Consider the following 19,361-nt stretch of genomic DNA (forward strand, 5'->3'; position numbering starts at 1 on the left):
TGCAGAAACTTCGGACCGTCGATATGGCATGAAGCGCGCCGCCCACGATCTCCCCCCTTGTGGAGGAGATGTCCCGAAAGGGACAGAGGGGGGTATCGCGCGACATATTCTGCGGCTGCTCATCCTCCTCCTGACCATCCTTCCCCTGCCCGCGTTTGCCGCCTCGAAGGCCGATGTCGAAGCGCAGTTCCAGAGCTGGCTGCAGAAGGATCTCTGGCCCCAGGCGCAAAAGGACGGGATATCCGACAAGACCTTCCGCGCCGCCTTTGCCGGTATCACGCTGAACTGGGACCTGCCGGATCTCGTACCCCCGGGCTTTCCAAAGCCCCAGGAGCAGAAACAGACGCAGGCCGAATTCTCCTCGCCCGCTCCATATTTCAACGAGGCGCGGCTGCAAAAGCTGGCAGCGACCGGACGGAGCCTCGCTTCGCAATATGGCCCGGTGCTGCAGCGGATCGAGAAGACCTATGGGGTGCCGGGGCCGATCCTGCTGGCCATCTGGGGCCGCGAGACCGGCTTCGGGGCCGCGAAGCTGCCGAATTCGGCGATCCAGGTGCTGGCGACCAAAGCCTTCATGTCGACCCGCAAGGATATGTTCCGCACCGAGCTTATCGCGGCATTGCGCATCCTCGACCATGGCGACGTCACGCCCGATCAGTTCATGGGGTCCTGGGCAGGCGCGCTTGGCCAGCCGCAGTTCATGCCCACCAGCTACCTGAAATATGCTGTCGATTTCGACGGCGACGGCCATCGTAACATCTGGACCTCGGTGCCGGATACGCTGTCATCCATAGCCAACTATCTGGTTCAGAAGGGCTGGCAGCGCGGCCGCAGCTGGGGCTATGAGGTCGCCATCCCGCAGGCTGTTTCCTGCGCCCAGGAAGGGCCTGATCTCGCCAAGCCGATCTCGCACTGGGCATCGCTCGGCATCACCAGGATTTCCGGCAAAGCCTTTCCATCAGACGAATTGCGCGCCAGCGGCATGATGCTGGTGCCGGCCGGCCGCGACGGACCGGAGTTCATCGTCACGCCGAATTTCTACGTCATCAAGGAATACAACAACTCCGACCTCTACGGCATTTACATCGGCAACCTTGCCGACCGGATCGCCGCTGGCAGCGGCGCCTTCCAGGGCCAATGGGGCGATGTCGGCAAGATGCTGCGCTCCGATGTCGCCGGCATGCAGAAGACTTTGGAGCGCAAGGGCTACGACGTCGGCGGCACGGATGGCCTGCCCGGCTACAAGACGAGACGGTCGATAGGCCAATGGCAGGAAAAGAGCGGCATGAAGCCCACCTGCTATCCCGACAGTTCGATGCTCGGCGTACTGAAATAGGCAGCCGAGCAGGTTTCGGCGCGAAAGCCTTGCAATTTGCCGGAAACGGGCTTATATCCGCATTCAAATTCTTGATCGTGTGATGAAGAGTGGGCCGCAAGGACCCGCTCTTTTTTATTAGCTCGATCTCCCAAATGCAGTAGCCTGCAGGAGTGAACGCTTGTCGGAAGTGACAAACGCAGACAATACCAATGAACCGCGCCTGATCGTCGAAACCGGCCTTGACCAGCGCGTCGCCGCCATCATCGAGCCCGTGATCGTCGGCATGGGCTTCCGCCTGGTGCGTGTGCGCCTCCTAAACCAGAATGGCCTGACGTTGCAGGTGATGGCCGAGCGCAACGACGGCACCATGACCGTTCAGGATTGCGAAGAAGTCTCGACGGCGATTTCGCCTGTGCTTGATGTGGAAGATCCCGTCGATAAGGCGTATCATCTGGAAGTGTCTTCGCCCGGCATCGACCGGCCGATGGTGCGCAAGTCGGATTTCCGCCGCTGGATCGGCCATATCGTCAAGTGCGAGACCTCGATCCTGGTTGATAACCGCAAGCGCTTTCGCGGCAAGATCGCCGACGTCAACGACGATGGTTTCACGATCGAACGCGACCAGGTTGCCTATGGCGAGGAACCGAAGGTGACCATTCCGTTCAGCACGCTGGCCGAGGCCAAGCTGATCCTGACGGACGATCTCATCCGCGACGCGCTGCGCGCCGACAAGCTGGCGAAAGCCGAGGCAGCGAACCAGAACGAAGCGGACGACGAAGAAGAATAATCGATCAACGAACCGCCTGACGGAACGGGAACCCAAGGGCAGGAAGACGGAGACTAAAAACAATGGCAGTCAGTGCGAACCGGCTAGAACTTCTGCAGATCGCAGATGCAGTGGCGCGCGAAAAGGTCATCGACCGCGAGATCGTGCTTGCCGCAATGGCAGACGCGATCCAGAAGGCCGCGCGCTCGCGTTACGGCTCGGAGTCGAACATCCGCGCCGACATCAACCCGAAGACCGGCGAAATCCGGCTGCAGCGCCTGCTCGAAGTCGTCGAGAAGGCCGAGGACTATTCCACGCAGATCCCGCTGGAACTGGCCCGCGACCGCAACCCGGATGCAGCTCTTGGCGATTTCATCGCCGATCCGCTGCCGCCGATGGATTTCGGCCGCATCGCCGCCCAGTCGGCCAAGCAGGTCATCGTGCAGAAGGTGCGCGAAGCCGAGCGTGACCGTCAGTTCGACGAATTCAAGGATCGCGTCGGCGAAATCGTCAACGGTACGGTCAAGCGTGTCGAATACGGCAACGTCATCGTCGACCTCGGCCGTGGCGAAGGCATCATCCGCCGCGACGAGATGATCCCGCGCGAGAACTTCCGCTACGGCGACCGTGTCCGCGCCTATGTCTACGACGTTCGCCGCGAGCAGCGCGGTCCGCAGATTTTCCTGTCGCGCACGCATCCGCAGTTCATGGTCAAGCTCTTCACCATGGAAGTGCCTGAAATCTACGACGGCATCATCCAGGTGAAATCGGTTGCCCGCGATCCGGGCTCGCGCGCCAAGATCGCCGTTATTTCGAACGACTCGTCGATCGATCCGGTCGGCGCCTGCGTCGGTATGCGCGGTTCGCGCGTCCAGGCCGTCGTCGGCGAGCTGCAGGGCGAAAAGATCGACATCATTCCGTGGTCCAACGAGCCGGCGAACTTCGTCGTCAATGCGTTGCAGCCGGCTGAAGTCTCCAAGGTCGTTCTCGATGAGGACGCCGAGCGCATCGAAGTCGTGGTTCCGGACGAACAGTTGTCGCTGGCGATTGGCCGCCGCGGCCAGAACGTCCGCCTTGCTTCGCAGCTGACCGGCTGGGACATCGACATCATGACGGAAGCCGAGGAATCGGAACGCCGTCAGAAGGAATTCAACGAGCGCACCAACCTGTTCATGGACGCGCTCGATGTCGACGAGATGGTCGGTCAGGTTCTGGCTTCCGAAGGCTTTGCCGCCGTCGAGGAGCTGGCTTATGTCGAACTCGACGAAATCGCCTCCATCGACGGTTTCGACGAAGAAACCGCCCAGGAAATCCAGCAGCGCGCCCGCGAATATCTGGAGCGCCTGGAAGCCGAAATGGACGAGAAGCGCAAAGCACTCGGCGTATCCGACGAGCTGCGCCAGATCAACGGTATGACCGCGCAGATGATGGTCGCCCTCGGTGAGGACGGCATCAAGACGATCGAGGACTTCGCCGGCTGCGCCGCCGACGACCTCGTCGGCTGGAGCGAACGCAAGAACGGCGAGACGAAGAAGTTCGAAGGCCTGTTCTCCAAGCTCGAAGTCTCGCGTGTCGAGGCGGAGCAGATGATCGTGCAGGCTCGTCTGTCGGCTGGCTGGATCACCGAAGCCGATCTCGCCACTGAGACCGAAGAGGTCGCGGAGGATGAAGCCGAGCAAGAAGCATGACGATCACCGAGAGGTCGAGCGCACCGCCTGAAGACGAAGATCTCGGGGGTGACGGCGCAAACGGCCGCACGTGCATCGTAACACGCGAAAGCGGATCGCCCGACGAGTTGATCCGCTTCGTAGCCGCTCCTGACGGGACCGTTGTTCCCGATCTGAAGCGGCAGCTGCCGGGACGCGGCTGCTGGGTCAAGCTTGACCGGGCACTCGTGGACAAGGCGGTGGCGAAGAAATTGTTTTCTCGCGCCTTGAAGGCGGAGGTGACGGCACCGAGCGATCTCGGCGCCATCGTCGACCGCCTTCTTGTGGCGCAGCTTGCCGGGATGATGCACATGGCGCGCAAAGCGAGCCAGTTCGTCAATGGCTCGTCAAAGGTCGATGGCTCCGTTCGCAACGGTTCGGCACTCGCCGTGTTCCATGCGATCGATGCCGCCGCCGACGGCGTCCGCAAGATCGACCAGGCACGAAAGGCCTGGCATCTCGGCATGGAGACCGAAAAGGAAATACCGTCATTCCGTGTCTTCACGGAGGCGGAAATGGAAGAACTGATGGGCCAGAATGCTTTTATCCATGCCGCAGCGCTTGCAGGGCGGGCGGGTGAAGGTGTAGTGAAGCGCGCAAACCTGCTCGAACGGTACCGCAACGGCGGTCAGTCCCGGGCAACGGGCGGCGCTGGCCGGCGAAAACAATGACGCGGTCACCGGCCTCTGCCGGACGCCTCATTAAGGTACATGCATTGAACGACAGGGTCTGACGGACGTTTCCGAGCCCTGTCCGAAGGAACAGGAACGGAATGACCGACAATCAAGACGACAAGACGCTGAGTGTTTCGGGTAAGAAGACCCTCACCCTGAAGCCTTCAGGCGTAAACCAGGGCACCGTGCGCCAGGACATGGGCCGCGGTCGCACCAAGGCGGTCGTGGTTGAGACCCGCAAGCGCCGCCCCCTACGCCCCGAAGACGAAAAGCCGATCGTGGCTTCGACGACGGCTGCCGCAACGCCATCCGTGACGCGCGTCGCGGAACCGACCCCGCAGCCGCCGCGCCCGCCGCAGCCAGCTCCGCGCATTCATCAGCCCGGTGGCCAGCAACAGCGGCAGGGACAGCCCAACCAGAGCTATCAGCAGCGGCCGCAGCAGGAACGCTCGTCGCGACCGGTGGTTCTGAACCATCTGTCTGCCGATGAAATGGACGCGCGCCGTCGCGCACTCGCCGACGCCCAGGCCCGCGATGCCGCAGACGCCGTCCGCCGTGCCGAGGAAGAAGCGCGCCGCGCCGAAGAGGAAGCCGCCCGTCGCATCGTGGAGCAGGCCGAAGCCGCCCGCCGCGCCGAAGAAGAGGCTGCCCGTGCCGTAGAGGCAAAGGTCGAAACGCCCGCACCGGTGGAAGCACCGAAGCCGGACGTGCAGGCGGCCGCGGCCCCTGTCGTTGCTCGTCGCCCGGATGCGGCTCCGCAGCCGGCGCGCCCCGGCGCCCTGCCCGTCGAAGCACCGGCCAACCGTCGTCGGGTCAATGAAGAAGAAACCGATCGCGGCCCGCCGCGTGGTGGCCCTCCGGCGCGCGGCAAGGTCACGCGTCCCGAGCCGGCAAAGCCGGTCACTACGCGTCCGAAGACCGACGAAGAACGTCGTCGCGGCAAGCTGACGGTAACGACGGCCAATGTCGACGAAGACGGCAGCGCTCGCGGCCGCTCGCTTTCGGCCATGCGCCGCCGCCAGGAAAAGTTCCGCCGCAGCCAGATGCAGGAAACGCGCGAAAAGATTTCGCGTGAAGTCGTGCTGCCGGAAACCATCACCATCCAGGAGCTGTCGCAGCGCATGTCCGAACGCGCCGTCGACGTCATCAAGTTCCTGATGAAGGAAGGCCAGATGCTGAAGCCGGGTGACGTCATCGACGCCGATCTGGCCGAGCTGATCGCCAACGAATTCGGCCATACGGTCAAGCGCGTTTCAGAATCCGACGTCGAACACGGCATCTTCAACGTTGCCGACGAAGACGGCGAACTGGTTTCCCGTCCGCCTGTCGTTACCATCATGGGTCACGTCGACCACGGCAAGACCTCGCTGCTCGACGCCATCCGCCACGCCAACGTGGTGGCCGGCGAAGCTGGCGGCATCACCCAGCATATCGGTGCCTATCAGGTCGAGCAGAACGGCCAGAAGATCACCTTCATCGATACCCCTGGCCACGCCGCCTTCACGGCAATGCGTGCTCGCGGCGCCCAAGCGACCGACATCGCTATCCTGGTCGTTGCGGCTGACGATAGCGTGATGCCGCAGACGATCGAATCGATCAACCACGCCAAGGCGGCGGGTGTTCCGATCATCGTGGCGATCAACAAGATCGACAAGCACGAAGCCAACCCGCAGAAGGTTCGCACCGAACTGCTGCAGCATGAAGTCTTCGTCGAATCCATGGGCGGTGAAGTGCTCGACGTGGAAGTCTCCGCGAAGAACCGCACCAACCTCGACAAGCTGCTGGAAGCCGTGCTGCTGCAGGCGGAAATCCTTGATCTCAAGGCCAATCCGAACCGCACGGCCGAAGGCACGGTCATCGAAGCCCAGCTCGATCGCGGCCGCGGCTCCGTTGCGACAGTGCTCATTCAGAAGGGCACGTTGCGCCCCGGCCAGATCGTCGTTGCCGGCGATCAGTGGGGTCGCGTACGCGCGCTGGTCAACGACAAGGGCGAGCATGTGAAGGAAGCCGGCCCGGCCATGCCGGTCGAGGTACTCGGTCTTTCCGGTGCTCCGCAGGCCGGCGACAAGTTCGCAGTCGTCGAAAACGAAAGCCGCGCCCGCGAAATCTCGGAATACCGCCAGCGTCTCACCCGCGACAAGGCGGCTGCCCGCCAGTCGGTCCAGCGCGGTTCGCTGGAACAGATGATGATGACGCTGCAGGCCACGGGCACCAAGGAGTTCCCGCTGGTCATCAAGGGCGACGTGCAGGGCTCGATCGAAGCCATTGCCGGCGCGCTGGACAAGCTCGGCACCGACGAGGTTCGCGCCCGCATCGTCCATTCGGGCGTCGGCGGCGTGACCGAATCCGATATTTCGCTGGCCGGAGCTTCCGACGCGGCGATCATCGGCTTCAACGTCCGCGCCAACTCGCAGGCTCGCACGCTCGCAGAGCGCGAAGGCATCGAAATCCGCTACTACAACATCATCTACGATCTGGTGGATGACGTGAAGGCGGCGATGTCGGGCCTCTTGTCTCCGGAGCGCCGCGAAACCTTCCTCGGCAATGCCGAGATCCTCGAGGTGTTCAACATCACGAAGGTCGGCAAGGTCGCGGGTTGCCGCGTCACCGAAGGCAAGGTCGAACGTGGCGTCGGCGTCCGCCTGGTGCGCGACAACGTCGTCATCCACGAGGGCAAGCTCAAGACGCTCAAGCGCTTCAAGGACGAAGTCTCCGAAGTCAACGTCGGCCAGGAATGCGGCATGGCCTTCGAAAACTACGAAGACATCCGCGCGGGCGATACGATCGAATGCTTCCGCGTCGAGCACATCACGCGCACGCTGTAAGCGGCCTTCCTATTGGCTGGATATCAAAACCGCCGGTCATCGCCGGCGGTTTTTTATTGGGTTCGAAGAGGCTGGAGAAAGGCGCGCCGCTCATGACGACAACGTCTGAAGACAACGATCGGATCGTCGTTTCCTACGTTCGTCAACCGGACGAGCATATCGCGGTCATGCGACAGGCGGGACGCCGTCTCGCGGTACGCCGCACCCCGAATGCTTACGACAGATGGGGCCCAGGATGCCGCATTCCAGCGGATTCTGGGCTTCTGGAAGGCAGAACAGGCCATCCAGCCTTGACCTTTGCGCCGGATCGAGTCATGTCACCCGCTTTATAGCGTCCAAGGGACGCTGCTAACGGAAAAACCATGACCAGACCAACTTCTTCCGCGCCCTCGCAGCGTATGCTTCGCGTCGGCGAACAAGTGCGCGCCGCGATCACGCAGGTCCTGCAGCGCGGCGAAGTGCGCGACGACCTGATCGAGCGCACCGTGATCTCCATTTCCGAAGTGCGCATGTCGCCGGACCTGAAGATCGCCACCGCCTATGTGACGCCGCTTGGCGTCGCCGACCACGACATCGTCATCGACACGCTCAATCGTCATTCGAAATACATCCGCGGCCGTCTCGGGCCGCTGCTTCGGCAGATGAAATACATGCCGGAAGTCCGCTTCCGCGACGATACCAGCTTCGACAACTACAAGAAGATCGATGCGCTGCTGCGCTCGCCGGAGGTCCAGCGCGATCTCAATGACGGCGATGCTGACACCGATACCGACAAAAACCGATAACAGAGACAGAGAATGTCCAAACCACGCAAGCCCAAGGGCCGCCCGATTTCGGGCTGGCTCATCCTCGACAAGCCGGTGGATTTCGGCTCGACCGAGGCCGTTTCCAAGATCAAGTGGCTTTTCAAGGCGCAGAAGGCGGGCCATGCCGGCACGCTCGATCCGCTTGCCTCCGGCATGCTGCCGATCGCACTTGGCGACGCCACCAAGACGGTCCCCTACGTCATGGACGGCCGCAAGATCTATGAATTCACCGTCACCTGGGGCGAAGAGCGCGCCACGGACGATCTCGAAGGCGAGGTGACGCAGACGTCAGACAAGCGCCCGGGCGAAGAAGACATCCGCGCGCTGCTGCCGCAATATACCGGTGTCATCAACCAGATCCCGCCGCAGTTCTCGGCCATCAAGATTGCCGGCGAACGCGCCTACGACCTCGCCCGCGACGGCGAGACGGTCGAGATCCCCTCGCGCGAAGTGGAGATCTTCCGGCTGACGCTGCTTGCCTGCCCAGATGCCAATACGGCGCATTTCGAGGTGGAGTGCGGCAAGGGCACCTATGTCCGGGCGCTTGCCCGCGATTTCGGCCGCGATCTCGGCTGCCACGGCCATATTTCCAGCCTGCGCCGCAGTTTCGTCGCCCCCTTTGCGGAGGAGGCGATGGTGCCGCTCGCCAATCTGGTGGCGCTCGAAGCAATCGAGGATGCCGACGAGCGGCTGGCGGCCCTCGACGCGCTGCTGATCGACACGGCTGAAGCCCTGTCGTCGCTGCCGCACCTCGTCATCAACGACGATCAGGCGCACCGTTTGAAGATGGGCAATCCTATTCTGGTCCGCGGCCGCGATGCGCCGGTCGCCGAAACGGAGGCCTATGCCACCGCGCGCGGCAAGCTGATCGCCATCGGCGAGATCGGTGAGGGGGAATTCCGACCGAAGCGGGTGTTCGTGTAAGCGCCGCCTTCTCCCGGCCGGGAGAAGGAAAAATCGCGGCTCTTCCCTTTGCATGTCAAATGGTCTATAGGCAGCGCCAGCATCGGGCATGCCTGATTGCATTCGCGGCCAATGCTGGACGACATCCCGGCTTTTGGCGACTTTAATTTCCTCTCATAGAAAGGACTATCCGATGTCGATCACTGCTGAGCGCAAGGCTGCGCTGATCAAGGAATATGCGACCGTCGAAGGCGACACCGGTTCTCCGGAAGTCCAGGTTGCTATCCTGACCGAGCGCATCAACAATCTCACAGGCCACTTCAAGGACCACAAGAAGGACAACCACTCCCGTCGTGGACTCCTGACGATGGTTTCCAGCCGGCGCTCGCTTCTTGACTATCTCAAGAAGAAGGACGAAGGCCGTTATACCAAGCTGATCACCAGCCTCGGTATCCGTCGCTAATCGAATTTCCGGCGGGCGTTCTCCTGAACGTCCGCCGGATGCTTATGAAGGGTATGAACCCTTGAGACGAGTTTCCCTAGCGCCTTGTGTTTGCGCGATGTGAAACCGCCGGCAGGCCGGATGGGCCGGTCCTGCCAACAACAACCGTTGACCTGTCATGGGGCAGGATTGCCGGATGCTTTCAGCCGAGGCTTCGCGCTTCGGCCGATCTTCGAAAGCCTCTCGTTGTCTTGCCCGTGATGCGTCACATTTCGTGCGGTCGAAGATGCACCTTGCCGAACTCATTGGCGACGGCGCCTTTTCCCGCACAATGCAAGGACAAGATATGTTCGATATCCATACCGTCGAAATCGAGTGGGCCGGTCGCCCGCTGAAGCTCGAAACCGGCAAGATCGCCCGCCAGGCCGATGGCGCTGTCATGGCAACCTACGGCGAGACCGTGGTACTTGCCACCGTCGTTTCCGCCAAGTCGCCGAAGCCAGGCCAGGATTTCTTCCCGCTCACCGTCAACTACCAGGAAAAGACCTACGCAGCCGGCAAGATCCCCGGCGGCTACTTCAAGCGCGAAGGACGTCCGAGCGAAAACGAAACCCTCGTTTCCCGCCTGATCGACCGCCCGATCCGCCCGCTCTTCCCGGAAGGCTACAAGAACGACACGCAGGTCGTCGTCACCGTCATCCAGCATGATCTCGAAAACAATCCCGACATCCTGTCGATGGTTGCCACTTCGGCAGCGCTCACGCTCTCCGGCGTTCCGTTCATGGGCCCGGTCGGCGGCGCCCGCGTCGGTTACATCAACGGCGAATACGTGCTCAACCCGCATCTCGACGAGATGGACGAATCGAGCCTCGACCTCGTCGTCGCCGGCACGCAGGACGCCGTTCTGATGGTTGAGTCGGAAGCCAAGGAATTGCCCGAGGACGTCATGCTCGGCGCCGTCATGTTCGGCCATCGCGGCTTCCAGCCCGTCATCGACGCGATCATCAAGCTCGCTGAAGTCGCGGCCAAGGAACCGCGCGATTTCACGCCGGAAGATCACTCCGAACTCGAAGCCGAAATGCTCGGCATCGCCGAAGCCGAGCTGCGCACCGCCTACAAGAACACGCAGAAGGCTGAGCGCTACGCTGCCGTCGACGTCGTCAAGACCAAGGTCAAGGCACACTTCTTCCCGGAAGGCGTCGAGCCGAAGTATTCGGCCGAAGTCATCGGCGCCGTCTTCAAGCACCTGCAGGCCAAGATCGTTCGCTGGAACATCCTCGACACGTCGAGCCGTATCGACGGCCGCGACCTGTCGACCGTTCGCCCGATCGTTTCGGAAGTCGGCCTCCTGCCGCGCACGCACGGTTCGGCGCTGTTTACCCGCGGTGAAACGCAGGCAATCGTCGTCGCCACGCTCGGCACCGGCGAAGACGAACAGTACGTCGACAGCCTGACGGGCATGTACAAGGAGCGCTTCCTGCTCCATTACAACTTCCCCCCCTACTCGGTTGGCGAAACCGGCCGCATGGGTTCCCCGGGTCGTCGCGAAATCGGTCACGGCAAGCTCGCCTGGCGCGCTATCCGCCCGATGCTGCCGACGGTCGAACAGTTCCCCTACACTCTGCGCGTCGTCTCCGAGATCACCGAGTCGAACGGCTCGTCCTCGATGGCAACGGTTTGCGGCACCTCGCTCGCTCTGATGGACGCCGGCGTTCCGCTGGCCAAGCCGGTTGCCGGCATCGCCATGGGTCTGATCCTGGAAGGCGATCGTTTCGCCGTTCTCTCCGACATTCTCGGTGACGAAGACCACCTCGGCGACATGGACTTCAAGGTCGCCGGCACGGCCGACGGCATCACCTCGCTGCAGATGGACATCAAGATCGCCGGCATCACCGAAGAGATCATGAAGGTCGCTCTCGGCCAGGCACAGGGCGGTCGCACCCACATCCTCGGCGAAATGTCCAAGGCAATCACCGAAAGCCGCGGCCAGCTCGGCGAATTCGCACCGCGCATCGAAGTCATGAACATCCCGGTCGACAAGATCCGTGAAGTCATCGGCTCGGGCGGCAAGGTCATCCGCGAAATCGTCGAAAAGACCGGCGCGAAGATCAACATCGAAGACGACGGCACCGTCAAGATCGCCTCGTCCTCCGGCAAGGAGATCGAAGCGGCCCGCAAGTGGATCCACTCGATCGTCGCCGAGCCGGAAGTCGGCCAGATCTACGAAGGTACGGTTGTCAAGACCGCCGACTTCGGCGCCTTCGTCAACTTCTTCGGCGCCCGTGACGGCCTCGTACACATCTCGCAGCTCGCTTCCGAGCGCGTTGCGAAGACGCAGGACGTCGTCAAGGAAGGCGACAAGGTCTGGGTCAAGCTGCTCGGCTTCGACGAGCGCGGCAAGGTCCGCCTTTCCATGAAGGTCGTCGATCAGGCGACCGGCCAGGAACTCGCCGCCGACAAGAAGAAGGATGATGCGGCCGAATAAGCCGCGCCTTCATTCACGTTCCGGGGCGCGGAATTCGTTTCCGCGCCCTTTTTATATTATTGCTGTCGGCTTGGCCCGCTTTCGCTGAAACTATGTGCCCGGCCCCTCACCCTAGCCCTCTCCCCGCCTATGCGGGGAGAGGGCTAGGGTGAGGGGCAAGCATGGAATACGACGATGGCGCACATATCCGACAATCGAAACCCATTCCCATGACGAGATAACGCCTATGAGCCGCGACGCCCTGAAGACCCTGTTTCATCCCTTTGCCTCTGGCACCATTGACGCGCCCGGCGAGGGCAAGCGGATCCTTTTTCTCGCAGCAGAGGCGGGCTTTTCGCTGCCGGACGGATTTACCGCGGAACTTTCGGCCGTTCAGGGCTTCCGCCCCTTCTATCGCCAGCTGCAGGCGCAGCGGATCAACGTGACGCCGGAGATCGAGGGCGGCGACTATGACGGCGCGCTGGTCCTTTGCGGCAAGCACAAGGGCGAAAACGAAGACCATATCGCCGAAGCGCTGTCGCGCGTTAGCGAAGGTGGCCTCATCGTGGTCGCCGGCGGCAAGGAAGACGGCATTCAGCCGCTGCGCAAGCGCATGGAGGGCTTCGGCCTCGCGGTCGAGTACATGCCGAAATATCACGGTGTCGCCTTCTGGTTCGCGCGCCCCGCTGACATCAAGGTGATGACGGCGCAGCTTGGCAAGCCAGCTACACGCGTCGACGACCGTTTCACCACAACGCCTGGCATGTTCTCCCATGACCGGATCGACGCCGGCTCGGAACTGCTCGCCTCGCGCCTGCCGACCGACTTTACCGGCGATGCCGCCGATTTCGGGGCCGGCTGGGGTTATCTTTCCGTGGAACTTGCGACGAAGTCGCCAAGAATCGCCCGTATCGACCTCTATGAGGCCCATTACGGCGCGCTGGAGGCTGCACGCGCCAATCTGCTGGCCAATTGCCCGAAGGTCGCCCAGCGCTTCTTCTGGCACGATCTGGCGAGCGAGCCGGTCAAGGACAAGTACGACCTGATCATCATGAACCCGCCCTTCCATGAAGGCCACGCCGCCGAACCTTCGCTCGGCCAGGCGATGATCAAGACTGCCGCCGCCTCCCTGCGCAGCGGCGGCCGCCTGATGCTGGTCGCCAATCGCGGCCTGCCCTATGAGCCGGTGCTGGCGGAAAGCTTCAAGGAGCATGGCGAAACCTGCCGCAATGCCCGCTTCAAGGTGCTCTGGGCGAAGAAATAAGCAAAGCAGAGGCGGTCATTGGCCGCCTTTTTTTGTTTCTGCAAGTATATCGGCTCAGCGCGAGCGAGGTACGAGATGATCCCGCAGATGCAGGAAGCTTCTCTCGACGACAAACCAGAGCGCCGCCGCCACGATGAAGCATGTGGCAACATAGATCACGAAGCCGGACAGGCCCTGAAGATTTTCCCGGCCAAAGACCATCCTGTCGAGCTGGTAGACGGCCTTATGGGTCAGATACAGGCTGTAAGATAGGGTCGCGATGCCTGTGATCGCCGGAAGATGCCAGCGCCCGATCTTCGGCTGCAGATCCAGCATGGCGCCGAGGGTCAATGCTACTCCGGCCGAAAACAGCGGGAACCCGACGACTGCGCCGGGGAAAGGCTGGAGCAAAAGCGGCAGATTGGTCTCGGTAAACGGCCCTCGCCAGGAAAAGATCATCAGGGCAGCCGTGGCAAGAATGCTGCCGATGACAAGGGCGATATAGGGCGGCATGTACCGCTCCCACAGCAACGGCCTGAACAGCCGAACGGCGGCCAGAACGACACCTAACGTCAAGCCATCAAGCCGATTGTATGTCGGGTAGTAGATATCCCTGAGATAGGCCGCAAAGGCTTGGCCATATTCATGCACTTCCGCAGGCGCGCCGACCAAGCTCTGCCAGATCGCAAACCGCAAACCCATGCCGGCAATGACGATTGTCGCTGCGAGAATGGCAATGAAAACCATCGTCGCGCGGCGTTTCAGCAGGAAAACGAGAACCGGCAGAATCAGATAGAAATGCGTTTCGACGCTCAATGACCACGCCTCGGTGAACGCACCGCCAGAGCGAGGATCGAGCCCGAAGTTGAGTGTGGAGGTGAGGAACCGCCAGGCCGGCTGCATCGTCGGCGTATCGCGCAGAGACGGAATGAACGTGTAGAGGGCGAGGACCACTAGAAATGCCGGCAATATGCGGAAGGCCCGGCGCAGATAGAAGCTCTTGAAATCGACGCTGTCACGGCGCGCCGCTTCCGCCATCAGCTGGGTGCCGATAAGGAAGCCGCTGAGCACGAAGAATATGTCGACGCCGAGCCATCCATAGGGCCTGATGCCCACAAGCGGCAACGGCGTCGCCTCGGCCGGCAGATGCAGCAGCATGACCAACAGGATGGCGATGGCGCGCAATATATCCGGCCCCAGCGCTCTCGTGCCGGCAATGGCATCGAGCGATGTCGTCTCGTCCGGTGGAACGAGCGACTTGGAATTGGCAACAGCTATGGTGTTCACGGCTGGGGTTCCCGTAAATGGTCAATGAACGCCGATGGACATGCAGGCAATACTGTTGAATGCGCTTGGTGTATCGCAAATCCGGCCGGTGGTAACGGACCATCCCCGGCAAGATAGAATTAACCTAAAGTTTTCGTAAAATTTTAGCCAATGCGGGTTAACGCGGCCGATTCGGCGCTCTTGCAGCCCATTCGTGGCTCAGCAGGGCATAAATATATTCATCGCCCCATATGCCGTTGAAGCGGTCGTTCTCGACCAAATGCGCCTCGCGGCGCAGGCCCAGCCGCTCGACAACGCCGACCGATCCGGCGTTCTTCGCATCCAGCCGCGCGAAGATTCGATGGAAGCCGAATTTTTCGAAACCGAGGGTGATGATGGCCGCAGCGGCCTCGGTGGCGTAGCCCTTGCCGGCATAAGCCGGATTGAAGATGTAGCCGAGCTCGGCCTGTTGGGCAGCCTTGCTGACGAGCTTGAGGCTGACCTGACCCATCAGCGCATCATCCTCGCGCCGAACAACCGCGCAGCGCAGAATATCGCCATCTTCCGACAAGCGCGTGTTCAAGCCGGCATCGAAATGCTCCCGCATCGCGTCTGCCGACGGAGGGTCGCTGTAGAGGTAACGATAGACGACGGGAAGGGAGCGATAAGCGCTATAGGCTTCGAAATCCTCCGGCACAAAACCGCGGAGGATGAGACGTTCGGTGGATGCGAGAGCTTCGGCGGCAGCATACGCCATCGGTAATCCTCTGTAAGGATATCCGGAAATTTGATCCTCCCGGCCGATGACCGGGAGGACGATTCAGATCAGCATATTACTCGGCGTCGGCCCTCGACAGCGTTTCCAGCGTCGGCATCGAAGTAATGTTGTAGCCGGCATCGACGAAATGGATTTCGCCGGTAACGCCTGCCGACAGATCCGACAGGAGATAGAGCGAGGACGAGCCGACCTGATCGATGGTGACCGACTTGCGCAGCGGCGCGTTGCGTTGGTTCCAGGAGAGAATGGCGCGGGCATCGGAAATGCCGGCGCCGGCCAGCGTGCGGATCGGGCCGGCGGAGATGGCGTTGACGCGGATGCCGCGCGGGCCGTAATCGGCGGCGAGATAGCGCACGGAGGCTTCCAAAGCCGCCTTGGCGACACCCATGACGTTGTAGTTCGGGATCACGCGCGTCGAGCCGTTATAGGTCAGCGTCAGCATGCTGCCACCTTCGACCATCAGGTCGGCGGCGCGCCTGGCGATCTCGGTGAAGGAGAAGCAGGAAATCACCATGGTGCGCGTGAAATTATCCCGCGTGGTGTTGGCGTAGAGGCCCTTCAGCTCGTTCTTGTCGGAGAAGCCTATGGCGTGGACGATGAAATCCAGCTTGCCCCAGCGCGTCTTGATCTCTTCGAAGACGGCATCGACGGAAGCCAGATCCTCGACATCGCAAGGCAGAAGGAAGTCCGAGCCGACTTCGGCTGCGAGCGGCTTGACGCGCTTGCCGAGCGCCTCGCCCTGAAAGGTGAATGCCAATTCTGCGCCTTCGGCTGCGAGCGCCTTCGAAATGCCCCAGGCAATGGAATGATTGTTTGCGACGCCCATGATGAGGCCGCGCTTACCCTGCATGATTCCGGTCATTGCGTTATCCGTTGTAGCGCTGGAATACGAGCGTGGCGTTGGTGCCGCCGAAGCCGAAGGAATTCGAAAGAGCGATGTCGATCTTGGCGTCGTCGATGCGCTTGCGCACGATCGGCACGCCGGCAAATTCCGGATCGAGTTCGACAATATGGGCGCTTTCGCCGATGAAACGCTCCTGCATCATCAGGATCGAATAGATCGATTCCTGAACACCTGCCGCGCCGAGCGAATGGCCGGTCAACGACTTGGTCGACTGGATCGGCGGGATCTTGTCGCCGAACACTTCGCGAATCGCGCCGATTTCCTTGCTATCGCCCACCGGCGTCGAGGTGCCGTGGGTGTTGACGTAGTCGATGTCGCCCTTCACCGTGGCCATTGCCTGGCGCATGCAGCGTACCGCGCCCTCGCCCGAAGGTGCGACCATGTCGTAGCCGTCGGAGGTGGCCCCGTAGCCAACGACTTCAGCGTAGATCTTGGCGCCGCGTGCCTTGGCGTGTTCCAGCTCTTCCAGAACCAGCACGCCGGCTCCACCGGCGATGACGAAGCCATCGCGGTTAGCGTCATAGGCGCGCGATGCGGTTTCCGGGTGATCCTCGTTGAACTTGGAGGACATGGCGCCCATGGCGTCGAAGAGGTTCGACATGGTCCAGTCGAGATCCTCGTGGCCGCCGGCGAACATCACGTCCTGCTTGCCCCACTGGATCATTTCGGTCGCATTGCCGATGCAGTGCGCCGAGGTCGAGCAGGCAGACGAGATCGAATAGTTGACGCCGTGGATCTTGAACCAGGTCGCGAGCGTCGCCGATGCCGTCGACGACATCGACTTCGGCACCGCGAAAGGACCGATGCGCTTCGGGCTGTTGTTCTTGCGGGTAATGTCGGCGGCTTCGATCAGCGTGCGGGTCGACGGGCCGCCGGAACCCATGATGATGCCGGTGCGCTCGTTGGTGATATCACCTTCCTCGAGGCCGCTGTCGGCGATCGCCTGCTTCATCGCGACATGGTTCCACGCGCCGCCCTGCGACAGGAAGCGCATGGCGCGGCGATCGACCAGTTCGGTCGTATCGATCTTCGGCGCACCCCAGACCTGGCACTTGAAGCCGTGCTCGGCGAAATCGGGGGAGAAAGAAATGCCGGACTTGGCTTCGCGCAGCGAGGCGGTCACTTCTTGAGCATCGTTTCCAATCGAAGAGACAATACCCAGACCCGTAACAACTACCCGTCTCATGTCGATGACCTTTTCTTAAACAGTCTGTCTTTGTGGAGGCGGCAACGCCGCAGTTCAGGCAACCTTGTCCTTTGACAGGCCTACACGCAGGTCTGACGCCTGATAGATGGTTTCGCCGTCGGCCTTCAGCCAGCCATCGGCAGTGCCGAGAACGAGGCGGCCGCGCATGACGCGCTTGAAGTCGATGCCGTATTCGAGGAGCTTCGTCTCCGGACGAACCATGCCCTTGAACTTCACTTCGCCGGTCGAAAGTGCCATGCCGCGGCCCGGCTCGCCGAGCCAACCGAGGAAAAAGCCGGTCAGCTGCCACATGCCGTCCAGGCCAAGGCAGCCCGGCATGATCGGATTGCCGGCAAAATGACAGGGGAAGTACCAGTCGTCGGGACGCACGTCGTATTCGGCGCGAATATAGCCCTTATCGAAGGTGCCACCGGTTTCGGAAATATCTGTAATGCGATGGACCATCAGCATCGGTGGCAGGGGAAGCTGTGCGTTGCCGGGGCCAAACAGTTCGCCGCGGCCGCAGGCCAGGATTTCCTCGTAGTTGAAGCTGGATTGTCTCGTCGTCATAAAAATTCCGTTTCCCCCGCATGAATGCCGATGGATGTGAAGCTTTAGTGCAAGATCGACAGAAAATGAAGCGCAACCATCACACTCTCACTCCACCATCCAATCGAACCCGCTAGCCCTTATGTGGTGGTCGCATACAGGAACGCCAGAGCTGCGACCAGTGGCAAATGCGGCAAAAGCCCGATTTTTCCGGCTTTTGAGCACCTTCCCACCCCATCGAAACTATTGAAAGCGATCAAGGCAAAAGTTATATGGCTTAGTGAAGAATAATAGAAATCTGGAATCCGGAGTCCCTTGAATGGCGGAAGAGGCCGAAATCGCGATCGAGACCAGGCTGCGCAATGTCGGCTTGAGACCGACCCGGCAGCGGATCGCGCTGGGTGATCTCCTTTTCGCCAAGGGCGACCGGCATCTGACGGTCGAGGAGCTTCACGAGGAAGCCGTGGCCGCCGGTGTGCCCGTCTCTCTCGCGACCGTCTACAACACGCTGCATCAATTCACCGAAGCCGGCATGATCCGCGTGCTCGCCGTCGAGAGCACCAAGACCTATTTCGACACCAACGTCTCCGATCATCATCACTTCTTCGTCGAAGGCCACAACGAGGTGCTGGATATTCCGATCAGCAATCTGACGATCGGCAACCTGCCGGAGCCGCCGAATGGCATGGAAATCGCCCATGTCGACGTCGTGATCCGCCTGCGCCGCAAGCAGCGATAAGAGGAAGTAGGCAGTAGGCAGTAGGCAGTAGGCAGTGGAATTGTTTCACGGCCTTTTGCTATTGCCTGCTGCCTAATTCCTACTGCCTAATTCCTACTGCCTCCCCCGTCTCACATCACATCATCGGGATGCCTGCCGGGCTTGTGATGATAGGTCGGGAAGGTCCAGCCGAACCATAGCGCTCCGCCGCGCACGGCGAAGGCCGCGGCAACACCGAGCCCGGCCGACGCATAGAGCGGCAGCATCGTCGAATTGGCTGCGGTGAAGACGCCGGCGCCGACGAGCGCGGCCGTCACGTAGATTTCCGGCCGCAGCAGCACCGATGGCTCGTTCGCCAAGAGATCACGCAGGATGCCGCCGAAGGTCGCCGTCAGCGCGCCGGTGACGATAGCAACCGTGGGCGAGCCTGTCGCCGCCATGCCCTTTGCCGCCCCCATCACGCAATAGGCCGACAGCCCCACCGCATCGAGCCAGATGAGCAGCCGATAACGCGATTCGAACAGATGCGCGGTGAAGAAGAACAGCACGCCGACGATGGCGCAGATGATGATATAGGTCGGGTTCAGCACCCAGAAGACCGGCACCCGGCCGAGGATGATATCCCTGAGCGTGCCACCGCCGATGCCGGTGACCGCCGCAAAAAACAGAAAACCGATCAGATCGAGCTGCTTGCGCGAGGCAGACAGCGCGCCGGTGGCAGCGAAAAGGGCGACGCCGGCGTAATCGAGAAACGAGAGAAGCGACATCGGGAACTCCAACAGGACGCCGGCGGCGATTTTCATGAAATGAATC

The 19,361-nt window shown here is 61.6% G+C and carries 17 protein-coding genes; 11 read left to right on the plus strand and 6 right to left on the minus strand.

All coding sequences use genetic code 11. From position 1 onward, the window contains the following. Positions 1-28: 28 nt before the first annotated feature. From GA0061101_RS29595 to GA0061101_RS29640, 10 genes are all read left to right on the plus strand, one after another. Complete coding sequence (locus GA0061101_RS29595; protein ID WP_092576501.1) at positions 29-1,336, plus strand: lytic murein transglycosylase; 1,308 nt, start codon at positions 29-31, stop codon at positions 1,334-1,336. A 160-nt stretch (positions 1,337-1,496) separates the two neighbouring features. Then, a complete protein-coding gene (gene rimP, locus GA0061101_RS29600) occupies positions 1,497-2,105 on the plus strand; it encodes a ribosome maturation factor RimP (RefSeq protein WP_037199273.1) in 609 nt (202 codons plus the stop codon). Positions 2,106-2,167: 62 nt separating this feature from the next. Beyond that, on the plus strand, positions 2,168-3,772 hold the full coding sequence (gene nusA / locus GA0061101_RS29605) for a transcription termination factor NusA (RefSeq protein WP_037199275.1): 1,605 nt from the start codon (positions 2,168-2,170) through the stop codon (positions 3,770-3,772). Then, a complete protein-coding gene (locus GA0061101_RS29610; protein ID WP_092576504.1) occupies positions 3,769-4,461 on the plus strand; it encodes an RNA-binding protein in 693 nt (230 codons plus the stop codon). Before nusA ends, GA0061101_RS29610 begins: the two co-directional genes overlap by 4 nt. A 101-nt stretch (positions 4,462-4,562) precedes the next feature. After that, on the plus strand, positions 4,563-7,289 hold the full coding sequence (gene infB / locus GA0061101_RS29615) for a translation initiation factor IF-2 (RefSeq protein WP_092576507.1): 2,727 nt from the start codon (positions 4,563-4,565) through the stop codon (positions 7,287-7,289). Positions 7,290-7,651: 362 nt separating this feature from the next. Further along, positions 7,652-8,074 (plus strand): 30S ribosome-binding factor RbfA, encoded by a 423-nt coding sequence (rbfA, locus tag GA0061101_RS29620; protein WP_037199280.1) that lies wholly within the window; start codon positions 7,652-7,654, stop codon positions 8,072-8,074. 12 nt (positions 8,075-8,086) lie between these two features. Further along, entirely contained in the window at positions 8,087-9,019 is a 933-nt protein-coding gene (truB, locus tag GA0061101_RS29625) for a tRNA pseudouridine(55) synthase TruB (protein WP_092576511.1), read from the plus strand. Positions 9,020-9,191: 172 nt separating this feature from the next. Then, positions 9,192-9,461 (plus strand): 30S ribosomal protein S15, encoded by a 270-nt coding sequence (gene rpsO / locus GA0061101_RS29630; protein WP_034512717.1) that lies wholly within the window; start codon positions 9,192-9,194, stop codon positions 9,459-9,461. Between the two features lie 325 nt (positions 9,462-9,786). Continuing rightward, positions 9,787-11,925: a polyribonucleotide nucleotidyltransferase gene (gene pnp / locus GA0061101_RS29635; RefSeq protein ID WP_092576546.1), complete on the plus strand. Its 2,139-nt coding sequence runs from the start codon at positions 9,787-9,789 to the stop codon at positions 11,923-11,925. Between the two features lie 226 nt (positions 11,926-12,151). After that, positions 12,152-13,168, plus strand: a complete 1,017-nt coding sequence (locus GA0061101_RS29640) for a class I SAM-dependent methyltransferase (RefSeq protein WP_092576514.1) — start codon at positions 12,152-12,154, stop codon at positions 13,166-13,168. A 54-nt stretch (positions 13,169-13,222) separates the two neighbouring features. On the opposite strand, the gene GA0061101_RS29645 is transcribed toward GA0061101_RS29640, so the two are convergent. From GA0061101_RS29645 to fabA, 5 genes are all read right to left on the minus strand, one after another. Next, positions 13,223-14,434: an acyltransferase family protein gene (locus tag GA0061101_RS29645; RefSeq protein WP_092576516.1), complete on the minus strand. Its 1,212-nt coding sequence runs from the start codon at positions 14,432-14,434 to the stop codon at positions 13,223-13,225. A gap of 157 nt (positions 14,435-14,591) precedes the next feature. Further along, a complete protein-coding gene (locus GA0061101_RS29650; protein ID WP_092576518.1) occupies positions 14,592-15,170 on the minus strand; it encodes a GNAT family N-acetyltransferase in 579 nt (192 codons plus the stop codon). Positions 15,171-15,246: 76 nt separating this feature from the next. Next, complete coding sequence (gene fabI, locus GA0061101_RS29655; protein ID WP_047561157.1) at positions 15,247-16,053, minus strand: enoyl-ACP reductase FabI; 807 nt, start codon at positions 16,051-16,053, stop codon at positions 15,247-15,249. A 4-nt stretch (positions 16,054-16,057) separates the two neighbouring features. Further along, positions 16,058-17,281: a beta-ketoacyl-ACP synthase I gene (gene fabB / locus GA0061101_RS29660; protein ID WP_047561159.1), complete on the minus strand. Its 1,224-nt coding sequence runs from the start codon at positions 17,279-17,281 to the stop codon at positions 16,058-16,060. Positions 17,282-17,335: 54 nt separating this feature from the next. Next, positions 17,336-17,851, minus strand: coding sequence for a 3-hydroxyacyl-[acyl-carrier-protein] dehydratase FabA (gene fabA / locus GA0061101_RS29665; RefSeq protein ID WP_037199288.1), 516 nt, complete (start codon positions 17,849-17,851; stop codon positions 17,336-17,338). A 298-nt stretch (positions 17,852-18,149) separates the two neighbouring features. Here fabA and irrA point away from each other — a divergent pair, with 298 nt between their 5' ends. Beyond that, positions 18,150-18,569: an iron response transcriptional regulator IrrA gene (gene irrA / locus GA0061101_RS29670; protein ID WP_037199290.1), complete on the plus strand. Its 420-nt coding sequence runs from the start codon at positions 18,150-18,152 to the stop codon at positions 18,567-18,569. Between the two features lie 110 nt (positions 18,570-18,679). Here irrA and GA0061101_RS29675 read toward each other — a convergent pair whose 3' ends face one another. Next, positions 18,680-19,315 carry a trimeric intracellular cation channel family protein gene (locus tag GA0061101_RS29675; protein WP_037199358.1) on the minus strand — a complete coding sequence of 212 codons (636 nt, stop codon included), beginning with the start codon at positions 19,313-19,315 and terminating at the stop codon, positions 18,680-18,682. Positions 19,316-19,361: the final 46 nt, after the last annotated feature.

The sequence above is a fragment of the Martinezella lusitana genome (assembly GCF_900094565.1).
Taxonomy (GTDB): domain Bacteria; phylum Pseudomonadota; class Alphaproteobacteria; order Rhizobiales; family Rhizobiaceae; genus Rhizobium; species Rhizobium lusitanum.